Genomic DNA, 19591 nt, shown 5'->3' with positions numbered 1-19591 from the left:
TCGTCCTTAAATGACAATTGTAATTACCATAAAAAGCATGGCGTATATCCCTCATATAAGAGATATAATCCACCATAACGCAAAAGGAGCACTGGGAACAATAGTTTTTTAAAAAAAAATCATTTTTTTGTTGACATTGCCAAACAACGGAAACATAAGGGTTCCTGATGTTTGCTCTGGGTCTTTAAACTCCGTTTGCAATAATTCCTAACCGGCACGCCCGTTATCCGCCTGACATGAGGCCTTCCTGGCTGCAAGGCAATGCCCCATAAGGAGACGATCGTTTCAAACCCGTGGGTATACCGTCCATCGGCAATCGCCACGGGTTTGTCGTTGGCCATGATTAAATAGTTATCAGTAAACCAGGAAAAAATAGCCAGATCGCGCTGTTGCCCGGCTGAGAGCGGAAAAGGCAATTTCCTGGTTGAAAATAATACCGATGGAGACGCGGGTATTAATGCATTACTGCCCCAAAGTGGTACGATGGCGGTTGCAATAAACAGGCAAGGCGGTTCCCTGGCGATAATTCGCCAACGGGTGGAACTTGCCAGTTCCGGCATGGCGCGCAGATGGGTTAATCGCCGATGATGAATTGTCGCGTACTCTTCTACAAAACGGATAGCCCGTTGGTGTTGCACACTGTTAAAAACCAAAAACAGACCGGCCAAAGCGAGGCCTAGACGGACAGCCTGAGGCTGTTGATGAATGATGGACCAGGCTGTGCCCAAAATCAGAGGGACGGTAAACCAGGGGTCAATAATCGAAACGATATCCCAACTGATGCGACTGAAGCTCCATGGCCACAAAAGGACGGTACCATAACTGGTACAGGCGTCCAATAATCCATGTGTCGCATAAGCCGTGAGAGATACGGCGATAACCAGGCCCCATTGCTTGCGGTAATAAGGAAACAACATCAGCAGAAAAACACTGAGCAGGGCGCCTGCGGGAATGAAAGTCAGTGAATGGGTAAAATGACGATGCCAGTGTTCAATGCGCATGGGGTCGCTTCGAGAACCGAGAAAAATGTCCAGATCGGCGGTCATGCCGGCTAAAGCACCCACTTGCCAGGGAATATGCCTGCTGTACCTGCCAAAAAAAGTTTGAGCGCAGGCCGCGCCCAGGGCGCCTTGTGTAATAGGATCCATGGCTGATTCATTCCAATGATTGATTGCCTTATCATACACTCACTTAAAGGCTATGAAACAGCATGGCTTACCCGCGGCCGCAATTTTGCTACACTGGCCTTTTACCTTTAGTCGAATGCCATGACCTTTATTGTTGACCCACGCCTGGAACAATCCTCACATTTTCTTTTTGACGCGCCCTTATCGCGAGTGTACCTTAAAAACGAAGCGAATTTTCCCTGGTTACTTCTCGTACCTCGTCTGCCTGACTTAAGCGAACTGCACCAACTGAGCGGTGAAGCCAGTCAGCAACTGATGCGCGAAATCCATCGTGCATCAAACTTGATGAGCGCTTATTTCAAGGCGGATAAAATCAATGTGGGTGCTTTGGGCAATATTGTTCAACAATTACACATTCATGTCATTGCCCGTTTTCAGGACGACCCCATGTGGCCGCACAGTGTATGGCAAACGGCTGCGGCTGCCTGGTCTACTCCCTATAACGACACCAAGGCACAGGAATTAATAAACGGGATGCGCGCATGCTTTGCACGCTCGGCATGGTAAATCGGTCATGCCAGAAATGGCTCGCTGTTGTTGTCCAATCGAAATTCAATACGTTCATTTATTTAGTATATACTTAAGTTAAGACCACACCATTGGAGGGCGGCCATGGCAATAGACACCTCACTGGCCAATCACATTCTGGTTGCGATGCCCTCTCTGACGGATCCTAATTTTCAACGCACGGTCGTTTACGTCTGCGAGCATCATGTGCAAGGCACGGTGGGTTTAATTATTAACCGTCCCATGCAATACCCCTTAAGTCTTGTGTTTGAGCAAATGCAAATCGAACCGGCAAGAAAAGAAAGAAGCATGCAACCCTTGCTTTATGGTGGTCCTGTCCAACCCGAGCGTGGTTTTGTTATTCACCGTCCAATTGGTGGGTGGCGATCCAGTTTATCCTTGCGTGACGATGTGACCGTGACCACCTCAAGCGACATCATTCGCGCCATTGCTGCCGAGACCGGTCCTAAAGATGCCTTAATTACCTTAGGTTACACCGGCTGGGGAGAAAATCAGCTGGAACAGGAAGTCATGAATAATGTCTGGTTAGTCTGTCCCTACAAATCCGAGCTGCTTTATGATGTCCCCTTTTCTGAACGTTGGGAATACGCGGGGCTGTTAATTGGTGTTAAAATGAGCCAATTGTCTTCTAGTGCAGGGCATGCCTAAGCGGCTGCTCTTTCCCTCATGGAGTGTTTCGCATGCCAGACGGTGTTTATCTGGGCTTTGATTTTGGTTACAAACGCATTGGGGTGGCGGTAGGGCAGACCGTCACGTTAAGCGCCAGACCGTTGCCTACCTTAACCGCCAAACAGGGCATCCCGGATTGGAATCTGGTGGCCAGGCTCGTTGAGCAATGGCAACCTCAAGCCTTAATTGTCGGACTGCCCACGTGCATCGACGGCAGTGAACAATACACCACCCCGCTGGCGCGTCATTTTGCCAAACAATTAAAGAAGCGGTTTTCCTTGCCCGTGCATCTGGTGGATGAGCGTCTGACAACGGTTGAAGCCCGTGCGCAGTTGTTTGCTGAAGGGGGATATCGTAAACTTAAACAATCGCAGATTGATAGCACGGCTGCCTGTATAATTCTTGAGCAGTGGTTGCAATATCCACACTAAACGAGTTCACCATGAATCATTTTTTAGATATAAACCAGCTTTCAAAAGCGGATGTTGAGGCCTTGTTGCAACGCGCCTTTCTGTTTAAAACCAGCGGTCAATTCCCCGACTATTCTTCGCATGCATTGGCTAATCTTTTTTATGAAAACAGTACCCGTACACGCATCAGTTTTGAACTGGCTGCCAGACGCCTGGGTATTACCGTGGTTAATCTTGATTTGGAAAGTTCATCCGTCAGCAAGGGTGAATCGATTGCGGACACGATTAAAACACTGTCGGCCATGGCTATTAATCTGTTTGTTATCCGCCACACGGAGGAGGGCCTTCAGGAATCACTGGCTAAGCAGTTGCAGGGTAGCCCGATGCATATCATCAATGCCGGCGACGGCAAACATGCACACCCGACGCAGGCGATGCTGGATTTGATGACCATTGTTGAAAAAAAGAAAGACCTTAAGCAATTAAAAATTGCAGTAGTAGGCAATCTGCGCCATTCGCGCGTGGCCAATTCTTTGCAATCAATTTGCAAACTCATGGGCGTGGGCGAATTGATGCTGGTTGCCCCGGAGATTTGGCAACCGGAAGAAGTGCATTATGGCCGTTTGACTGAGAACCTGCGTGAAGGTCTTGATGGGGCGGATGTGGTGATGTGTCTTCGCGTACAGCGTGAGCGTCTGGGTAAAAAAGAGCACATGGATTTATCCACTTACCATCATTTTTTTACCTTGACTCAGGAACGTTTGGCCCTCGCTAAACCGGATGCCATCGTCATGCACCCGGGACCCATTAATCGGGGTGTGGAAATTGAAAGCGAGGTCGCTGATGGACCGCAATCCGTGATTCTGGAGCAGGTGTACAACGGAGTATTCATGCGTATGGCGATCATCGAGTCCCTGATTCAACATCAGGCCTAAAATGCTGGCAGCGCATCGAAACGGGTCGCTGCCAAGTGTGAACAGCCGCCATTAAAAAATTACTGCGGTAGTTGTAAACGTTGCTTAAACGACAGGGCTTGCTGCAGCGCTGGCTGTGTAACCCGTTCTTCACCCTTCATATCGGCAATGGTGCGGGATACTTTTAACAGGCGATGGTAAGCACGGGCGGATAGACGCAGTTTGTCCAGAACCTGCGACAGAAATGCCGTTTCGTTGTTACCAAGATAGCACAGTTGTTCACAGGCTTTGCTTTCAAGCCGTGCATTCAGCCGGCCTTGCCTTTTGATTTGCAAGGCGCGTGATGCCTGTACCTGGATCTGAATGCGCTGACTTTCTCCATCCTCGGTTGAATTGGCCTTGAGTAGATCCTGTTGGGTCAACGCTTGCAAATTCACCTGCATATCGATGCGATCCAGCAGCGGTGCGGATAATTTGCCAAGGTAGCGTTTAATGCGATCCGGGGTGCACAGGCAATCGGCCTTGGGGTTGCCCCATTGGCCGCAGGGGCAGGGATTCATGGCGGCAATTAACTGGAATTCTGCCGGAAACTCCGTTTGCATGGCGGCGCGGGAAATAGAAATGGAACCGGCTTCAAGCGGTTGACGCAACGTCTCCAGGACCTGTTTATGAAATTCGGGTAACTCATCAAGAAAAAGAATGCCGTGATGTGCCAGTGAAATTTCACCGGGTTTAGGCGGATTCCCTCCTCCGACCAGGGCTACAGGCGAAGCCGTATGATGGGGGGAGCGAAAAGGGGGTATACGCCATTGTTCATAGGGCGGGACTTTGCCGCGCAGGGAATGAAGGGCGGCGCATTCCAGGGCCTGGGTTTCACTCAGTTGGGGCAGCAACGTGGTGAAACGTTTCGCCAGCATGGTTTTGCCACTGCCCGGCGGTCCGCTTAGTAAAAGGCTATGGCCGCCACAGGCCGCGATGATCATGGCTTGTTTGGCGTGATATTGCCCCTTGATATCCGACCAGTCTAATTCATGATTTACAGCTAAAGGCGTTGGGGGCATTGGCGGTGTTGCGAGCGGCGTTTGGTTTAAAAGATAATCGCAAACCTGTCTCAGGCTGCCAGCGATATAAACCTGATCATAACCGGTGAGCGCGGCTTCCTGTGCATTCGCTTCGGCAATAATTAAACGCCTTTGTTCATTGCGGGCAGCCAGCACACTGGGAATAATCGGGGCATGACCACGTAATTCACCGCTTAACGCCAATTCGCTGATGAATTCATGGGCGGCCAGTTGTTCAGCGGGAATTTGCCCTGATGCAGCAAGAATGCCCAAGGCAATGGGCAAATCAAAGCCGCTGCCGGTTTTGGGTAAATCAGCCGGGGCAAGATTCACCGTGATTTTACGGCAGGGGAATTCAAATTGGCTGTTAATGATGGCGCTGCGTACGCGATCCTTGCTTTCCTTAACCGCAGTTTCAGCAAGACCGACAATAGTAAATTGCGGTAAGCCATTGGACAAGTGCACTTCAACATGGACTGCCCGTGCATGAATACCCTGCGCGCTGCGGGTATAGGTTAACGCGAGACTCATTGTTTTCCTTGATGTGATTGGACTAAATTTTTTTTGTGGTGCAGAGTTCTTCCAAGGCCCTGTACACAACAGGTATCAGTGCGTTTGATTTTTTGCCATCAGCGCCTCCACCTGCTCGTTTAATGCGTCGAGTTTTTCACGCGTTCTGGCCAGTACTTTGGTTTGGACATCAAATTCTTCGCGGGTAACCAAATCCATGCGGGCAAAAGCAGCCTGTAAAACCTCTCTGAATTTTTGTTGAATCTCTTTTTCAAAATTCTGTAGACTGACAGGCAGGGTAGAAAAAAGTTTTTGAGCTAACTCATCGAATTGTTTTGGATCAAACATGTTAATCTCCCGGCGAGGGTTGTTCTTTGGGTGCAGTCTAACAAAAATTAGACCTTGCAGTCATGTATTATTAACACGTTGAGTAGGGGATGTTGTCATGAAAATGCTAACCGCGATTATCAAGCCATTCAAACTGGATGATGTGCATGAAGCCTTGATGGAAATTGGGGTACCCGGCATCACTATCTCTGAAACGCGCGGTTTTGGGCGTCAGAAAGGGCATACCGAACTGTATCGCGGGGCGGAGTATGTGGTGGATTTTCTGCCAAAAATTAAAATTGAACTGGCTCTGCCGGACAACATGGTGGAGCCTGCCATTGATGCCATCTGCAAAGCCGCTTATACCGGCAAGATTGGCGATGGCAAAATTTTTGTGTACAACCTGGAGCAGGTGGTGCGTGTACGCACCGGCGAAGTTGGCGAAGACGCCATCGGTTAATCCCGAAGCGTCTCGTTGATAAAATCCCACTCGAGAGGACTCACGGGCAGGACAGACAGGCGGTTGCCTTTCCGTAACAGGGGCATGCTGGAAAGCGCTGGGTATTGCTTTAACGTATCCAGAGCGATGAGGTGTTTAAATTTTTCTTTAAAGCGGATATCCACCATAAACCAGCGGGGATTATCCGGTGTGCTTTTGTCATCGGGGTGTTCGCTTAAGGGATCAAAGGCTGTATGGTCGGGATACGCCGTGCTGGTGACTTCGGCAATGCCGGCTATGCCGGGCGGGTTGCAATTGGAGTGATAGAAAAACACCTGATCGCCAATCTGCATCTGGTCGCGCATGAAGTTACGCGCCTGGTAGTTGCGTACGCCATCCCAATGCGTGGTTTGGTTGGGGGCGTTTTTTAAATCATCAATACTGAAACAGGATGGTTCCGATTTCATTAGCCAGTAGTTAGGCATTAAATACTCCAGTAAATGTGTTTTTGAGTAATGGTGGCATGCAGACGGATATCCCATTCCTCTGGAAAGAGGTATGCTTGCCGCTGGAATTCGTAGGCTACGCCAAGCAGCAAGGGGGAAATGGTACGGGCTAAGGTTCTGTCATAATACCCAGCTCCCATGCCAAGCCTGGCCCCCTCGGTGTCGAAGGCGACAAGCGGAAGAAAAATGATATCCAGATCATGGGGTGATATCGCTTCACTGCGCGCAATATCCGGCTCTTTAATGCCAAAACGATTGGTCACAAAAGGAGTCGATGGGGTTGCGGGTAAAAAAGACAGGGTTTTGTCGTCATTCAGGCTGGGAAAATAACAATATTTGCCGTGCATGGGCGCGGAACGCCAAATGGCACTTAAATCAATTTCACCCTGCGTCGCCTGATAAAGCGCAATGCGCTTGGCCTGACGGTATTGTTGCAGTGTTTTAATTCGTTCACATACCTTAAGGGAGGCGTTTTGTTGATAATCGAGCGAGAGCCTCGAGCGTAAACCACGTAAAGTCTGGCGCAATGCAGTTTTTAAAGGGTGAGCCATAACCTACACTTCGTTGTTTCCTTATTTTATTATTGCCCAGATAGCGCCAGGACTCAATATTTTCCTGAAAAGCCGTGATGGCCGAACATGAAAAATTTTCGCAAATACTCTAGGCAAATTTAAAAAAATAAGTTATACAGCTGAAAAATTTTGTTGGGTTCTTTATTCAAATTTTTAGCTGAGGGTTAATTATGACTGAATTATTTGAAGACGAAGAAGAAGACATCATTGAAGAGGAATCGTTTGTCAATGACGGGGACGATATCGACATTGATGTTGATACGGTAGCGGCTGTAGATGGTACGCTCGATGCCCGTCGTCGTCTGGAAAATATGCTGGAAGAAAAGCGTCTGCGTGAAGAGCTCGACGATTTTCTTGATTACTGAACGTGTCGTTTATTTCGGATAAGACGGCTCCAACCCCGTTTGCAGCGGACGACAGGATCTATCTCGGCGAGGGGCTTTTTGAAACCCTGCAGGTGATTGACGGAAAGCCCTGTTATCCTGATTTGCATTGGCAGCGATTACTGCATTCCGCCACGCTTCTTCACATGACCATTGCGCTCCCTTACGCCGATTGGCTTCAACGGCTTCAGCAATGCCTGCAGAGCGCGAAAGAACCAGTCAATGGCATCAAGGCTCTGCTAAGCGGCGGACGCTCGGCGAGAGGGCTTTTAAGTCCAGGACGTGATCCACAATTGCTAATCACGGCGTTTCATTATTCCCCGGCGCCCGCACCGTTGAAGCTGGCATCCTCCACCTGGCAGCGGGACAGCAAAAACCCCGTGTACGGAATCAAATCGGTTAATTACCTGGAGGCCATCATGGCCCGCCGTCAGGCAGCAAGCCTTGGGGTCGATGATGTGCTCTTTTTTAATACACAGGGGCAGGCGACGGAAACCACAATTGCCAACCTGTTCATGATCACCCAAAACCGTTTGTATACACCGCCGTTAACTTGTGGTTTACTGGCGGGGATTATTCGTCAGCGGATTTTGACTAAGGCCTGCGATTGGGGAATAGCCTGTGAGGAATTACCCTTGACGCAAAAGCAGCTTTATGAGGCGGATGCATTGTTTGTCTGCAATGCATTGCAGGGTATTCAACCCGTTCAACAGTTGGACAACACCCCTTATGGGAGTCATCCCCTGCTTGCTGTTTTAAAGGAAAAACTGGCGGAGGATGTACGGCTTGACTGGCTTAAGATCTACCCCTCTTAAGCCGCAGCTGCCTCATTTAAGGGTTCATGGCAAGCACGGGAAGTTCGTCCAGTAAGTCATCCCAATTGTCCACCGAGCGATTGGGATCCAATTTTTCCACGACTGTCTTCAGCTCATCAAACAGGTAACTGCCAAACGAGTGGTGATGAAACCGTAAATGAGTTGTTTCGCGCAGAAAATTCACCATCTCCTTCGCGCTGCCTTTTTGCCAAACGTCGGCAGTTGATAATTGAAAGGCATTGTCCCTTCCCTTTTGTCCATGACGAAAGAAGCTGAACCATCCGCTCTTAAAGCCCCGGTCGTGCAGCCAGATTGTATGATAGGTTTGATAATGGGATGAAGCTTGTTGAACAGCGAGCTGTATTTTTTTATGCAAAGGTGTCGTGTCGTCGTAAGTTGTTTTGGGGAGTGATACTGGCGATGGCGATTGCAATGGCAATGGCAATGGCAATGGCAATGGCAATGCTTCCTCATTCTCAGTGATTGCCGTGCCTTCGTTTACTTCCTGTTTACCCGTATGAGTTATTCCCGGGAATAATGCGCTGTTTATCTGCATGATTTGCGCTAGCGGTGTTAAGCCGTTTAATGGAATGAGCTTACCCACTTCATTAGGCAATTCTGTATTGAATAACTGCCCCTTGTTATCAATACGATAGAGCATGTGCTCACATTGTTTATTTTCTTTATTGAGATAGGAAACAGCAAACGTGAAATAACCCGTCATTTGGTGAGAGGAAGGACGCAATAGACAAGGTGATGTTGATGGGTTTTTTTTGAACATTTGGTGTAAAACAGTTTCCGCATCCTCTCGCTTGGTTAGCTCTTTGCGGAAATAAGGTGATTGCGTGATTTCGAGAGTAGCTCTGCATTGGTGCGTTATCGTTTTGGTTAAATCGATGCCTGTTATACCTTCCGGCGTGAAAAAAATATCCCCCTTGTTCTTTGATTCAAACAGGCCATTGCGGTTGCAGCTGAAAATACGAACTGTACCAGGCTTGGCTGTTCGAAAACGTAATCGCCCTTCGGGGTTATACTGATCATTCGGATTAAATGCTATGGCGCCCATTTTCACCAGGGTTTCATTTTTTTCAGGTTTGCCATCAAAGCGGAGCATCTCCACGGTCGAGGCGATAATGCGGGTATTGATACCTTTCTCCTGGAAAAGGAGGGCTAATTTGGCTGCAACACTGTTTATACCGCCGCCTCCGGCTTCACAGGCCCAGAGAACAATCGTTAAGGTATCGTTTTCCTGCAACTGCGACTGACTAAGGATGAGATCCCGATAGTTTTGCAGTGTCCATGATTTTTTCTCGACAGCATGGAGATTCCGATAAAGGCCGCCCAAGGTTTCTGACTGAAGGCTGCTATGCCCCGTTATATAGACCGTGCTGTCATTGGCGATTCGTTCCAATACTGGTTTTTCAAAATCTCGGGCCTTGCTGTCACGATGCATTTTGATAACCGGCAGGCCTGTAATGGTATGAAGGGCAAGTGCCGTTCCGCCTTCCTGGGGAAATACCATTTTTCGTTGCGGTGTCTGACTGCTGATGATGAGGCTTGGTTTAGGCAAAAAAGTGATCTTTTCATCCGGTATTTGAGCGATGCTCTTTAAATACTGGACTTGTTCACTTTTGCGGGCAGAGGGAGACAGGGGATAAGAAATGAGTATGGGTTCGTTGCTGCCTTCAAGCGTATAATGGTTAACGCCGATACGGGCAGGATTGCCTGAAAAGGTAGTCTGGACAAAGCGTACATTTTTTCCACGTGCTCCGGCCAGGCAGCCAGCGATAAAATCAGGATGGTGGCCCGAAGACGTTATGGCATTGACATGTCCTTCATACAGCCCAAGCACGGTGTTGTGCAGGCGGGTTGTTTTTGCATAGTTTAACCCGCGCTGGTAATGACTTATATTCTCAGTAGCTGTGGGTTGCTGTGCATTATCGGTGTCGAAACAAATCGCTTCAAAATCAACTATGGAAAACATGATGCGCTTCTTTGGGATGACAATAGAATCATCTTACCCCAAGAGCCTTAAGAGACAATTAAGTAAAACACCGATGATTTGATGGTTCGAGTAAAAGAAAACCACTTACTTCTGTACTGATTGCAGGTGGCATGGGCTTTCTGTTCTTCGTTTATGAAAGAAATGATTTATTTCGAAGAAAACTGGTACAGGCCGCTAGACGCGGGTTAGTATAGTTTTTGATATTGGCAAGCCCGCGCGAACGGGTTAATCTAAAACGTTGTCATTGCCGATCCGCTCATTATAAAGGACTCTATTATGCGACTGATTAACAACATAGGCTTTATCCTCCTTGCTGTTTATTTAATTATCGTAGCCATCATTGCCATTGTTCCCGGCGTGCTCATTCCGTCATTTATTGTAGGTGTGATTGCACTGGCGGCGGCTATTTTCATATTGATTGGACGGTAGAGAATAAGGATGCCGCCAAGGCAGGTTGTGGCGGCTTATTCGCCTGACACGGGCAGCGACTTATAGGTTTGTTTATTGCCTGTGTGCTGTTGCCCCCGCCACTTAAGCTTGATAACCAGGCCCGCCGCCAGGCAGGCAATGAGGGAAAACAGAGGCCAGGCGTAGCTGTACATGGAGTGGGCATTAATCAGCGCATCCATTCCCGCATGACCGCAATAAGTATAAATAATTTCTCCCGGCGCAAGGAATACCAGCGTCGTCAATAAATAATGACTCAATCGGATTCGAGTCATGCCCAGGCCATAATTGACCAGATTAAAAGGAACAATGGGAACTAGCCGCAGCACGGCGACAAATTGCCAGCCCCGCTTTTCAACACCCTGCATGAGTTTGTTCTGTCGAATGCCTTTTTTATGAGTAAACCAGTCATTGGCAATATAGCGGCTGATGCAGAAAGCGCAACCGGCGCCCAAAGTGGCGCCCGTTAGATTTAAACAGGTACCCATGACGGGGCCAAACAGGGCGCCGCCAGCTAAAGTAAGTACCATGGTCGGTAAAAAAAGAATGGTCGCAAGACAATAAATCAGAAGGAAGAATAAGGGCCCAAGCCATCCCAGATTTTTAATCTGGCTTAACAGGAAAGAAGCGTGCTGTTGGAAAATGCATGCGCTAGCAACAAACACCAAGACAATAAAAACGATGAATACGCTTCTCATTAACCAGCATGGCGAGGCAACATGCTGGACACTTTATTACACTCGGGACGTTTGAGCAAGGTGTTAGAGCTTATTCTCATACTTTACCTCAGGCTGCTTGTCGGGCGATAAGGTGGAAATTTTAGCCGGGCTCCCAAACAACAGATGCTGGCGGTTTTTATTGAGCGGCTGCAATGTCGCCCCGCGTGGGCAGTCATGGATGAGTTTGACTATCTGTTTTTCCCATTCCTGGTATTGATTGTCAGTTAGATAAACCTGAAGGTCTTCAAGAACAGCATGAGCATGGCGTAAAGCATGAATGTCCTTCTTATTGATGTTTTCCAACACGAAAGCAAAGACGTTGATTGCCTTTTGTGATTCACGGTATTCCTTTAAAAATTGATTTTCATACCCGGCCACGATCGCATCTGATTTAAGCTTGCTCACTTGCTCCAGATCCCATTCTTCGTCACCGATCTCAAAAGCGCCCAGCGTGCTCTTTTCCCATTGGCACAATTCTTTTTGCCTTTGTCGAATGTGATTGCTGAGGACAGTTTCCAGGGTTTGGGTCAGGTAGACTTTAAATTCAGCCAGGATGTTTTGCGCTTTATTGAGCATTTCAGGATCAACATTCGGGTGGTTGATTAACTGAATAAGCAGGTTTAACAACGCCGCAGAAGCTTGGTTTTCCTCATTGGCCTGGCGTTTCTCCGATGCTAAAGCAAGCGTTGTTAATTGCTCTTTAATCAGTTTTTCAAGCTCAGCGGGTTTATAAGGGAAATCGGTTAGTTCATGAGAGGGCAAATCCTCAGGGCCATAGATCGCCACGTCACGCAAGATATAGGTTAAACCGGTAATCGCATCGGGGTTAAATGGTTTAACCCGGTTTAATATCCAGCTGATTATAAAGGGGCTTGGGTTTTTAACCTGGCCATAATGTTGTCTAATGTAGCGTGCATTGATCATGGCCATTTCCGTGCTTAGGATAGCGCCCGATATAATTTCTATAGCACAGCGCTCGGCATGTTTAAAATCGTAGGAGCTCGCCGGAATCATATCCATGGCATGACTTAAGGGATCAAGGCCATTGAGGTAAGTTTTATAATTAGAAGGAACAATACAAGGTTTTTCCAGTATCTTACCGATTAATCTGAATGTTTCCGCGCCTTCATGCCGATCATGCCAGATAGCGTCTTTTTCCACATTTTCGGTTTGGTAATAAATCGCCAGCAATTGTTCAGCAGCCTGCCGGGCTAAATGTTTTAAAAGCGGATGCTGGACAGGCTTAATATACTCGTGAATGTCCTCAAGCATTTTGATGTACGATGTCCCATCGCCTTTAGTCACTGAAAATTGGCTGTTTAAACGACGGCTTTGCAGGGTGGTCGTATCCAGCCGGTCTCTAATTTGTGCCTGAAGATTGCTGCGATGATTGCCATACACCGTGGTTAATATACTGAGGGTGTTTTCTGGCTTATCGGCCCATAATTCAAATAACTCCTTAAAAAAATCAATGGGTTGTTCTTTTTTACTTAAAAATAAATGGGGTAAAAGATCTTTTGGTATTACTGCCGGAGGAACGGCGCTTAAGAAAATCAGTAAAATCTGGACGTTATATACGGCTGTTTCGCTGTTTTTTACAAACTTATCCAATACCGTTTTTACCCAAAGATGCTGCTCAACGAAGTCATGTCCATCTGGCATCTCCTTGCCGTCGCTCTGATAAAGAGTATAGAAGTAACGCAGGGTGCTTAAAGGCTGATGCTGATAAAGTTTTTCAAGCAGTCGATAATAAACGAGCGGATCGACGTATTTTTTAAGCATAGCCAGGCGTTCAAACAAAGAGGGCAATGCCTCTTGACTGGTGGCTTCGGATAATTGATCCAGCGCATGATTAAGGTCATTCAGCGCAATGCGGGGATTATTCAGCAGCGCTTTTTCAAAGTCGCATTGGCTGGTGAGGGCTTCAGCTTTAGGCGATTGGGAAACAAGCGCGTGCTCACCCAGCACGTCGAATGAAGGGAGTGTGAGCTCTTCCTCTAATACCTGTCGTATTTTAGACCCTGGGAAAGGTTGCCACGTGGCGGGGAAAAAGAAAGAAAACAAGCCCCACAGCCATTGTAAGTGAGGTACCCAGGTAAATCCCTGCCCGTGGTTTTCGCTTAACAAGAGCCGTCGCCGCCTTAAAAAGGCGGCGTATTTTTTGTCGATGTCATCATTTGTCTTAAGGGTTGCAAGCTCGAGCAATTCGCTTTTTATTTCTAGTCGGCGGGTAGGGGCGCTGGCAATTTTCTGCTTCCATAGCCTCAGAAGCTCTTTCTTCTGAATAATATTCATGATACGTGATAAAAATGTTCAAATTCAATTCAATTATAATAACCCAAATAGGGCGTTGCCATTGTTAAGTAATTGTAAGGCTTTGCATCATTTGTTTAAGCAGGGGCCATGGACAGGGAAAATTTCAGCCTATTGCAATTTTTTTTAAAAAACAGTTGGAAAATTAATAAAACCTTAATATTGTAGAGTTAGTCTATCTGTAAGAATTACCGCAGGAGCTATGCATGATCAATAGCACGCTAAAGATGTTAAGCCGTATGAACAGTAGTGACGTGATTCAAAAGGCTGTATCGCCTGAATCGGATTCTTCTGCTAAAGCTCAGGCAGAAGCCAATTCACCGGCTCTGGCTGATTTCATGAATTGTTTAACAAAAAAAGATAATTACGATCTGACGCCTTTTTCCTAGTCAACGTCCCTCTCTTGAATTATCAAACCTGAGCGATATACTTGATATATCCCTGATAATCATGAGGTCGTGCGATGGCTGGCGGTTTTTCCCCTACTTCTCATTGGCGTGATTCGGCGAGAAGCGCCCGATTTTTTATTGTTGATGCCCGCGCTGCCTTTCCCATCTTTCTTTTTCTGATGCATATTCGTGTCTGGACAGCCGTTTTGGTGTTGATATCCGCCGTGTTTTTTGGTGTGATTGAGCATTACGGCTTCACGGTCCCCGTTTTTTTACGCTGGCTCAGGAATTTTGCGGCTGGCCGGGTTAAATCCTCCCAACCATGGTGGCGATAAATGGAAACTGATATTCGTAAAAGCATGGCATTAATTGCCGCCGGCATGAATGCCAAATTCTATTTAAATGATCGTTTTGTCAGCTTTGAAGAAGTCTTTGCCGACACGGGTTTGTTGCCTGCCATTGCCCGCCGTGCCGATCAGCTTTGTTCGCTGTGTCTCGGTTATGGTTTGGGCGCGACATTTGACGAGGCAGAAAATGCGTTGCTGGGTATTCGCGTAACATTTGACGAAGTGACCCCCAATGCCCTAAGGTTATTGTGTATGACAGACGTCGTGAATGAACTCATTCAGGGAGGTCCCAGCCGCGACTACACGCCTTTGGATGAGTTGATGTATGACTAGGATGGACGACATCCAGAAAAAAAATTTAAAATTGTATCGTTGTTAAGATTCCCTTAAGGGCAAATCTGTTAATCTGTAAGCATCAAGTTTTAGGAGTGACAACATGGCAAACGAAAATAATAGTCGCACGTCCACTTTGGGGCTGTTTTCTACTCCTAAGCCGCAGGCGTCGACCCATAAAACAGTCAGCCCTATGGAAATAGCCGGGTACTGTCACGAGGGTTTCAATGATGCAGAAAAAATTAAAGGCCCTTTAGAAAAGATTATCGCCATGCGTCCAAACCCCAGTAATATCGAGGCTTTAAAGCGCGCTGACATGATGAGTGGCGCTTTCCTTACGGCAGCCAACAATCTTAAAGCGCTTGAAAATCAGGATCAACTGGGGCATGGGCAAGAAGAATCCAGTTCGTCAGACTTACGCTTTAATCCCTGATTCCAATCTTTTACAGCATTCACTGACTAATCCCAGTGAATGCTGTTATACTTTCCAATACTCTTCCTAATAAGAAAAAGCACCTTGCTAGCCTTGCCGTATGAGAGACGATGACGTTCAGGAACAGATCGATATCCTTATCAAGACCCTCAATGAAGCGATTGAGAATGGTCCATGGGAGGATTCTAATTTTTTAAGGGTCGTCGGCAAAAATTTGCGTGAGATCCGTGATAATTTCATTCGGCAGGTGGGTTTAAACCCGGAAGAGAAAGTGAGATCCGCCATCAATGCCCTGCAACGCAACCTGCACAATGACCAACAATTGGTCTTTGTCAGCCTGTATTCCAGTGAGGGTCAGAATTTACAATCCTGGGAGAGGATTATCGCCAATTTACAACGCCAGATTATTTCACGCCCTATTTATGCCGAGGAGGCGGATATCGTGAACCTGATTAAGTCGAAAGAGAAAAAAATCAACGAGGCGTATGTGGCGATTTTCATCAATCAAAGCGATTTGCTGATTCTGCCGCCTGACAAGACCCCGCAGGATAAATTGGGTAGACCATTGATTACACTCAAAGACAAAGCCATCAACCTTGACAATATAACCCGTTTTGTTCATTTTTCCGGCGTCTATACTTACCTTAAAGGGCGGCTTGTTAAAAATCCTGCAGCAGAATCAGACAGATAGTCGCACCCGGCTTAAAGTATGTATATACTTGGACTAGGTAATTTTTATTTCTGACTTCAATGGCTCAGCAAGCACAGCAACAAGGCGGCAGCGGCGATAATTCCATGGCTCCGGTCTGGATTATGATCCTGCTTTTTGTTACTGCCTACATCATTTGGGCAACGGGGCATCAGTATATCGTCGCCTTTGTTTTTAAACTCAACATCTGGCAAGCGAAACTGGTTTCATTTTTTATTACTGACAAAACCCTGCAGGATAATGTTTATCTGATGCAGACCCTTGACCCGGCATCCGTGGACTGGAATCGTTTTCTTGAATTGACTGGCAGCGTCGGCGATTATATCCGCTACCCTGTCGTGGTGATTCTGGTGCTTTTGGCTATTTTTCTTTACCAATCCAACATCACCCTTAAATTTCGCCGTGCCCATGATATGAAATCTTTACGGGCGCAGGAGCAGCATAACTGGCCAGCCATTATGCCGGTGGTGAAGGAAGATTTGGTTTCGCAGGATTTAAACAAGGGACCCTGGGCGATGGCCTTGACACCCATGGAGTTTGCACGCAAATACCAGTTGTTAAAAAAAGACGATGCCATATTGGATAATCCGATACCCGGTCAGGAAATGACGGCCGGGATCCGACGGGGAGATGCCAAACGGGTCTTTACTCTGCAATTGGGTCCTTATTTCGATGGGTTTGATCGTTGTCCCCCGCATGCCATGGCGTTGGCAGCGGTGTTCATGGCCCGCATGAATCGTGACAGGGGTGCAGGTGCCGCTATTCTTGAGGGCATCGATAAAGGCTGCTCGGAAGGCAAGATAGACTTTTCCATTGCCAAGCCGGTGATTAAAAAATACCTGAATTCAGAACTGGTCCAGGAAGTATTGGCCAAGCATGCCTATCTTCTCACGGTCATGGCGTCCTTACTGCAGGAAGCCCGGGAAGACGGTGTGGTACCGAGCTCGGAATTTTTATGGTTAAAGCCCATTGATCGGCGATTATGGTATATGCTTAATTGTGTAGGCCGACAAACACCTTTCTCCGAAGTCGCAGGTCCGTTTGCGCATTGGCGCGCCGAACAGGCAATGGGCCGACGCTCACTGGTCCCAATGATAGATGAAGCGATTAAAGCGCTTGAAGTTGCGGTGAAGGAAGTCAAGCTGTCGCCGAAAGAATTGCAGGAATTAAAGCCATGATGCGCGGTATTGATACACGACATGAAATAGACCCTTCGCAACTGCTCCGGGATACGCGGACCATGGGGCAGCGGATAGCGGATTTTTTTGCTGATCCCAGTAATATCTCCATTGTGCTCATTTCTTTGGCAGCTGTCGGCTATTATCTTTCCCAGGCGGCGAGTCTTATTCTGATTTTAGGCGGCATCAGCTTCCTCTACAGCTATACCCGAAAGCAAATGTTGCCTTTTCGGCTGCCTAAAATCGCACGCGTAAAAGATTACAATGATTTAAAACCCGGCATTAAAACCCCAAACATTGCCCGTGGCATTGCGTTTTTTGGCAACGACCGGAAAACCAACGAGGAATTGTGGTTTGCCAACGAAGATTTACGTACCCACGCCCTGATTTTCGGATCCACCGGTAGCGGTAAAACCGAAGCCCTGGTTTCTTTGGCTTTCAATGCGCTGGTGCAGGCCAGCGGCTTTATCTATGTCGATGGTAAAGGTGATAACTCGCTCTACGCCAAAGTATTTTCCATGGTCCGCAGCATGGGGCGTGAAGATGATTTATTGTTAATCAATTTCATGACGGGTGCGCGCGACATCGTCGGCCCGCAGGAAAAACGGCTCTCCAATACCCTAAATCCTTTTTGCCAGGGTTCATCCAGCATGTTAACCCAGTTGGTTGTCAGCCTCATGGGCTCCTCCGGACAATCATCCGATGGGGACATGTGGAAAGGCCGTGCGATCAGTTTCGTGGAAGCCTTGATGAAACTCTTGGTTTATATGCGCGATGAAGGCGCTATTTTGCTTGATGCCAATACCATCCGTAACTATTTTGATTTAACCCGTCTTGAAGCGATTGTGATCGACAAGGTTTTTCCTCGTGATGAACAGGAAAGCGTGAATATCGAGTCCGTGCCAAAACTGGTCACCGATCCATTACGTAACTACCTGTTTAACCTGCCAGGTTACAATAAAGAGAAAAAAGGCAAGCAGGTGTCGCAGGTTTTGGAACAGCACGGTTTTATTACCATGCAGTTGGTGCGAGTATTTTCTTCCCTGGCCGATACCTATGGTCATATTATCCGTACCAATCTCGCGGAAGTCGATTTTAAGGATGTGGTTTTAAACCGCCGTATTCTGGTGGTGCTATTGCCTGCACTTGAAAAATCGCCGGATGAATTGGCAAACCTGGGTAAAGTCATTGTTTCCTCCCTCAAAGCCATGATGGCTGCTGGTTTAGGGGAAGAAGTAGAAGGGGATTACCGCGATGTCATCGAGCGTAAACCCACCAATGCCCCGACACCTTATATGTGTATCCTTGATGAGTACGGCTATTATGCCGTGCAGGGGTTCGCAGTGGTCCCGGCTCAGGCGCGTTCCCTAGGCTTCTCAGCTATCTTTGCCGGGCAGGATTTGCCTGCTTTTCAGAAAGCATCCAAAGAAGAAGCGGCGTCCATCGGTGCAAACACCAACATCAAAATTTGCATGAAACTTGAAGATCCAACCGAAACCTGGGATTTCTTTACCAAAACAGCCGGCGAGGCTTACGTGACCAAAGTGGATTCTTTCCAAACCAAAGATACCAGTTTCTCCAATAGCTACATGGATACCAAGAGTTCATCCTATGAGAAACGTGCCCGGATTGACCTGCTGGATCTAAAAGAGCAAACCGAAGGTGAGGCCCACATCTTTTTCAAATCCAAAATTGTGCGTGCCCGTATGTTTTATGCCAATCCCAAACCGGTTAAACAACTGAAACTGAATCAGTTTCTGAAGGTGGAGCCGCCACCGGATGATTACCTGGCTAAATTGCAAAAACAATTGTCCAGTTTCCAACGTGTATTGGACAGTGGTGATTTAAGCATTAAAAAAGAAGTGGAAAATGAAGAGATTTCTCTTATCACCAAAGCGCTGCGGGAATCCAATGTGGTCGAACCCATTGAGCGGGGCGTCAGTGCCTTGCTGGCATTCCATGGTTATAATGAGCCGGAACCCGTGGAAGAACTCATTGAAGAAGAAGAGGATGGGGTTCTTACCATTTTCAGCAAATTACGCCGCAGTCCCAATGCCCTGCCACTTCTGGTGCAGGATGTCGAGCAATTTTCACAACCGCTATTGCCCATTAATGAGACGCGAAACTACTTATCCATTATTGAACGAGTGAGCGGCGCGAAGGATAAATATTCAGGCACAGTGGCCAATGAATTAATCAAAGACTTCCAGATGGCAACCAGTTATCCGCCAGCCGAACGGGATGAAGTGTCCGCTCAAATTCTTACGGAAATGGCTCTTTCGCTCGCGGAAAAAATTGTCAGCGAACGTGAAAAAGCAAACAATAAAGAGCCAGAAGAATAATTATGGCCATCAGCATACTGGCTGTTGCTATCAAAATACCACCCATAACGCTTTA

The 19591-nt window shown here is 47.3% G+C and carries 23 protein-coding genes; 15 read left to right on the top strand and 8 right to left on the bottom strand.

The window, feature by feature from the left end; genetic code table 11:
* Nucleotides 1-119: 119 nt before the first annotated feature.
* Nucleotides 120-1148 carry a metal-dependent hydrolase gene (locus tag Lery_RS02530; RefSeq protein ID WP_058525672.1) on the bottom strand — a complete coding sequence of 343 codons (1029 nt, stop codon included), beginning with the start codon at nt 1146-1148 and terminating at the stop codon, nt 120-122.
* Between the two features lie 120 nt (nt 1149-1268).
* Here Lery_RS02530 and Lery_RS02525 point away from each other — a divergent pair, with 120 nt between their 5' ends.
* From Lery_RS02525 to Lery_RS02510, 4 genes are all read left to right on the top strand, one after another.
* Entirely contained in the window at nt 1269-1694 is a 426-nt protein-coding gene (locus Lery_RS02525; protein WP_058525671.1) for an HIT domain-containing protein, read from the top strand.
* Between the two features lie 105 nt (nt 1695-1799).
* Nucleotides 1800-2363 carry a YqgE/AlgH family protein gene (locus Lery_RS02520; RefSeq protein ID WP_058525670.1) on the top strand — a complete coding sequence of 188 codons (564 nt, stop codon included), beginning with the start codon at nt 1800-1802 and terminating at the stop codon, nt 2361-2363.
* Nucleotides 2364-2395: 32 nt separating this feature from the next.
* A complete protein-coding gene (gene ruvX, locus Lery_RS02515) occupies nt 2396-2815 on the top strand; it encodes a Holliday junction resolvase RuvX (protein ID WP_058525669.1) in 420 nt (139 codons plus the stop codon).
* An 11-nt stretch (nt 2816-2826) separates the two neighbouring features.
* On the top strand, nt 2827-3729 hold the full coding sequence (locus Lery_RS02510) for an aspartate carbamoyltransferase catalytic subunit (protein ID WP_058525668.1): 903 nt from the start codon (nt 2827-2829) through the stop codon (nt 3727-3729).
* 59 nt (nt 3730-3788) lie between these two features.
* On the opposite strand, the gene Lery_RS02505 is transcribed toward Lery_RS02510, so the two are convergent.
* Entirely contained in the window at nt 3789-5300 is a 1512-nt protein-coding gene (locus Lery_RS02505) for a YifB family Mg chelatase-like AAA ATPase (RefSeq protein WP_058525667.1), read from the bottom strand.
* 75 nt (nt 5301-5375) lie between these two features.
* A complete protein-coding gene (ubiK, locus tag Lery_RS02500) occupies nt 5376-5627 on the bottom strand; it encodes a ubiquinone biosynthesis accessory factor UbiK (RefSeq protein ID WP_058525666.1) in 252 nt (83 codons plus the stop codon).
* Nucleotides 5628-5724: 97 nt separating this feature from the next.
* Between ubiK and Lery_RS02495 the strand changes: the two genes are divergently transcribed.
* Nucleotides 5725-6066 (top strand): P-II family nitrogen regulator, encoded by a 342-nt coding sequence (locus tag Lery_RS02495; protein WP_058525665.1) that lies wholly within the window; start codon nt 5725-5727, stop codon nt 6064-6066.
* Here the strand turns inward: Lery_RS02495 and Lery_RS02490 are convergent.
* Nucleotides 6063-6530, bottom strand: coding sequence for an EVE domain-containing protein (locus Lery_RS02490; RefSeq protein WP_058525664.1), 468 nt, complete (start codon nt 6528-6530; stop codon nt 6063-6065). The genes Lery_RS02495 and Lery_RS02490 overlap by 4 nt on opposite strands.
* Complete coding sequence (locus tag Lery_RS02485; RefSeq protein WP_058525663.1) at nt 6530-7102, bottom strand: 5-formyltetrahydrofolate cyclo-ligase; 573 nt, start codon at nt 7100-7102, stop codon at nt 6530-6532. Before Lery_RS02485 ends, Lery_RS02490 begins: the two co-directional genes overlap by 1 nt.
* 191 nt (nt 7103-7293) lie before the next feature.
* Between Lery_RS02485 and Lery_RS02480 the strand changes: the two genes are divergently transcribed.
* Entirely contained in the window at nt 7294-7488 is a 195-nt protein-coding gene (locus tag Lery_RS02480) for a PA3496 family putative envelope integrity protein (protein ID WP_058525662.1), read from the top strand.
* Between the two features lie 2 nt (nt 7489-7490).
* Nucleotides 7491-8321 (top strand): aminotransferase class IV, encoded by an 831-nt coding sequence (locus Lery_RS02475; RefSeq protein ID WP_237759126.1) that lies wholly within the window; start codon nt 7491-7493, stop codon nt 8319-8321.
* 16 nt (nt 8322-8337) lie between these two features.
* Here Lery_RS02475 and Lery_RS02470 read toward each other — a convergent pair whose 3' ends face one another.
* Nucleotides 8338-10305 (bottom strand): hypothetical protein, encoded by a 1968-nt coding sequence (locus Lery_RS02470; RefSeq protein WP_058525660.1) that lies wholly within the window; start codon nt 10303-10305, stop codon nt 8338-8340.
* 297 nt (nt 10306-10602) lie between these two features.
* Between Lery_RS02470 and Lery_RS15465 the strand changes: the two genes are divergently transcribed.
* The gene (locus Lery_RS15465; RefSeq protein WP_165481468.1) at nt 10603-10755 is read left to right on the top strand and encodes a hypothetical protein; all 153 of its coding nucleotides are present in this window, start codon (nt 10603-10605) and stop codon (nt 10753-10755) included.
* A gap of 35 nt (nt 10756-10790) precedes the next feature.
* Here the strand turns inward: Lery_RS15465 and Lery_RS02465 are convergent, their stop codons facing one another.
* Both Lery_RS02465 and Lery_RS02460 read right to left on the bottom strand, forming a co-directional pair.
* Nucleotides 10791-11471: a TVP38/TMEM64 family protein gene (locus Lery_RS02465; RefSeq protein WP_058525659.1), complete on the bottom strand. Its 681-nt coding sequence runs from the start codon at nt 11469-11471 to the stop codon at nt 10791-10793.
* Nucleotides 11472-11534: 63 nt separating this feature from the next.
* On the bottom strand, nt 11535-13787 hold the full coding sequence (locus tag Lery_RS02460) for a hypothetical protein (protein ID WP_058525658.1): 2253 nt from the start codon (nt 13785-13787) through the stop codon (nt 11535-11537).
* A gap of 224 nt (nt 13788-14011) precedes the next feature.
* Here Lery_RS02460 and Lery_RS02455 point away from each other — a divergent pair, with 224 nt between their 5' ends.
* From Lery_RS02455 to Lery_RS02425, 7 genes are all read left to right on the top strand, one after another.
* Nucleotides 14012-14194: a hypothetical protein gene (locus tag Lery_RS02455; RefSeq protein WP_058525657.1), complete on the top strand. Its 183-nt coding sequence runs from the start codon at nt 14012-14014 to the stop codon at nt 14192-14194.
* 74 nt (nt 14195-14268) lie between these two features.
* A complete protein-coding gene (gene icmT / locus Lery_RS02450; protein WP_058525656.1) occupies nt 14269-14529 on the top strand; it encodes an IcmT/TraK family protein in 261 nt (86 codons plus the stop codon).
* Nucleotides 14530-14874, top strand: a complete 345-nt coding sequence (locus Lery_RS02445; RefSeq protein ID WP_058525655.1) for a type IV secretion IcmS family protein — start codon at nt 14530-14532, stop codon at nt 14872-14874.
* Nucleotides 14875-14977: 103 nt separating this feature from the next.
* On the top strand, nt 14978-15307 hold the full coding sequence (locus Lery_RS02440) for a hypothetical protein (RefSeq protein WP_058525654.1): 330 nt from the start codon (nt 14978-14980) through the stop codon (nt 15305-15307).
* Between the two features lie 100 nt (nt 15308-15407).
* Nucleotides 15408-15998: a Dot/Icm secretion system protein IcmQ gene (gene icmQ / locus Lery_RS02435; protein ID WP_058525653.1), complete on the top strand. Its 591-nt coding sequence runs from the start codon at nt 15408-15410 to the stop codon at nt 15996-15998.
* A 59-nt stretch (nt 15999-16057) separates the two neighbouring features.
* A complete protein-coding gene (icmP, locus tag Lery_RS02430; protein WP_058525652.1) occupies nt 16058-17194 on the top strand; it encodes a type IVB secretion system coupling complex protein DotM/IcmP in 1137 nt (378 codons plus the stop codon).
* Nucleotides 17191-19536, top strand: a complete 2346-nt coding sequence (locus tag Lery_RS02425) for a TraM recognition domain-containing protein (protein WP_058525651.1) — start codon at nt 17191-17193, stop codon at nt 19534-19536. The genes icmP and Lery_RS02425 overlap by 4 nt, the downstream gene beginning before the upstream one ends.
* Nucleotides 19537-19591 lie beyond the last annotated feature (55 nt).

It is taken from the genome of Legionella erythra, assembly GCF_001467615.1.
GTDB lineage: Bacteria > Pseudomonadota > Gammaproteobacteria > Legionellales > Legionellaceae > Legionella_C > Legionella_C erythra.
The sequence above is the reverse complement of the archived record's forward strand: the minus strand, read 5'-3'. Positions and strand labels throughout refer to the sequence as shown.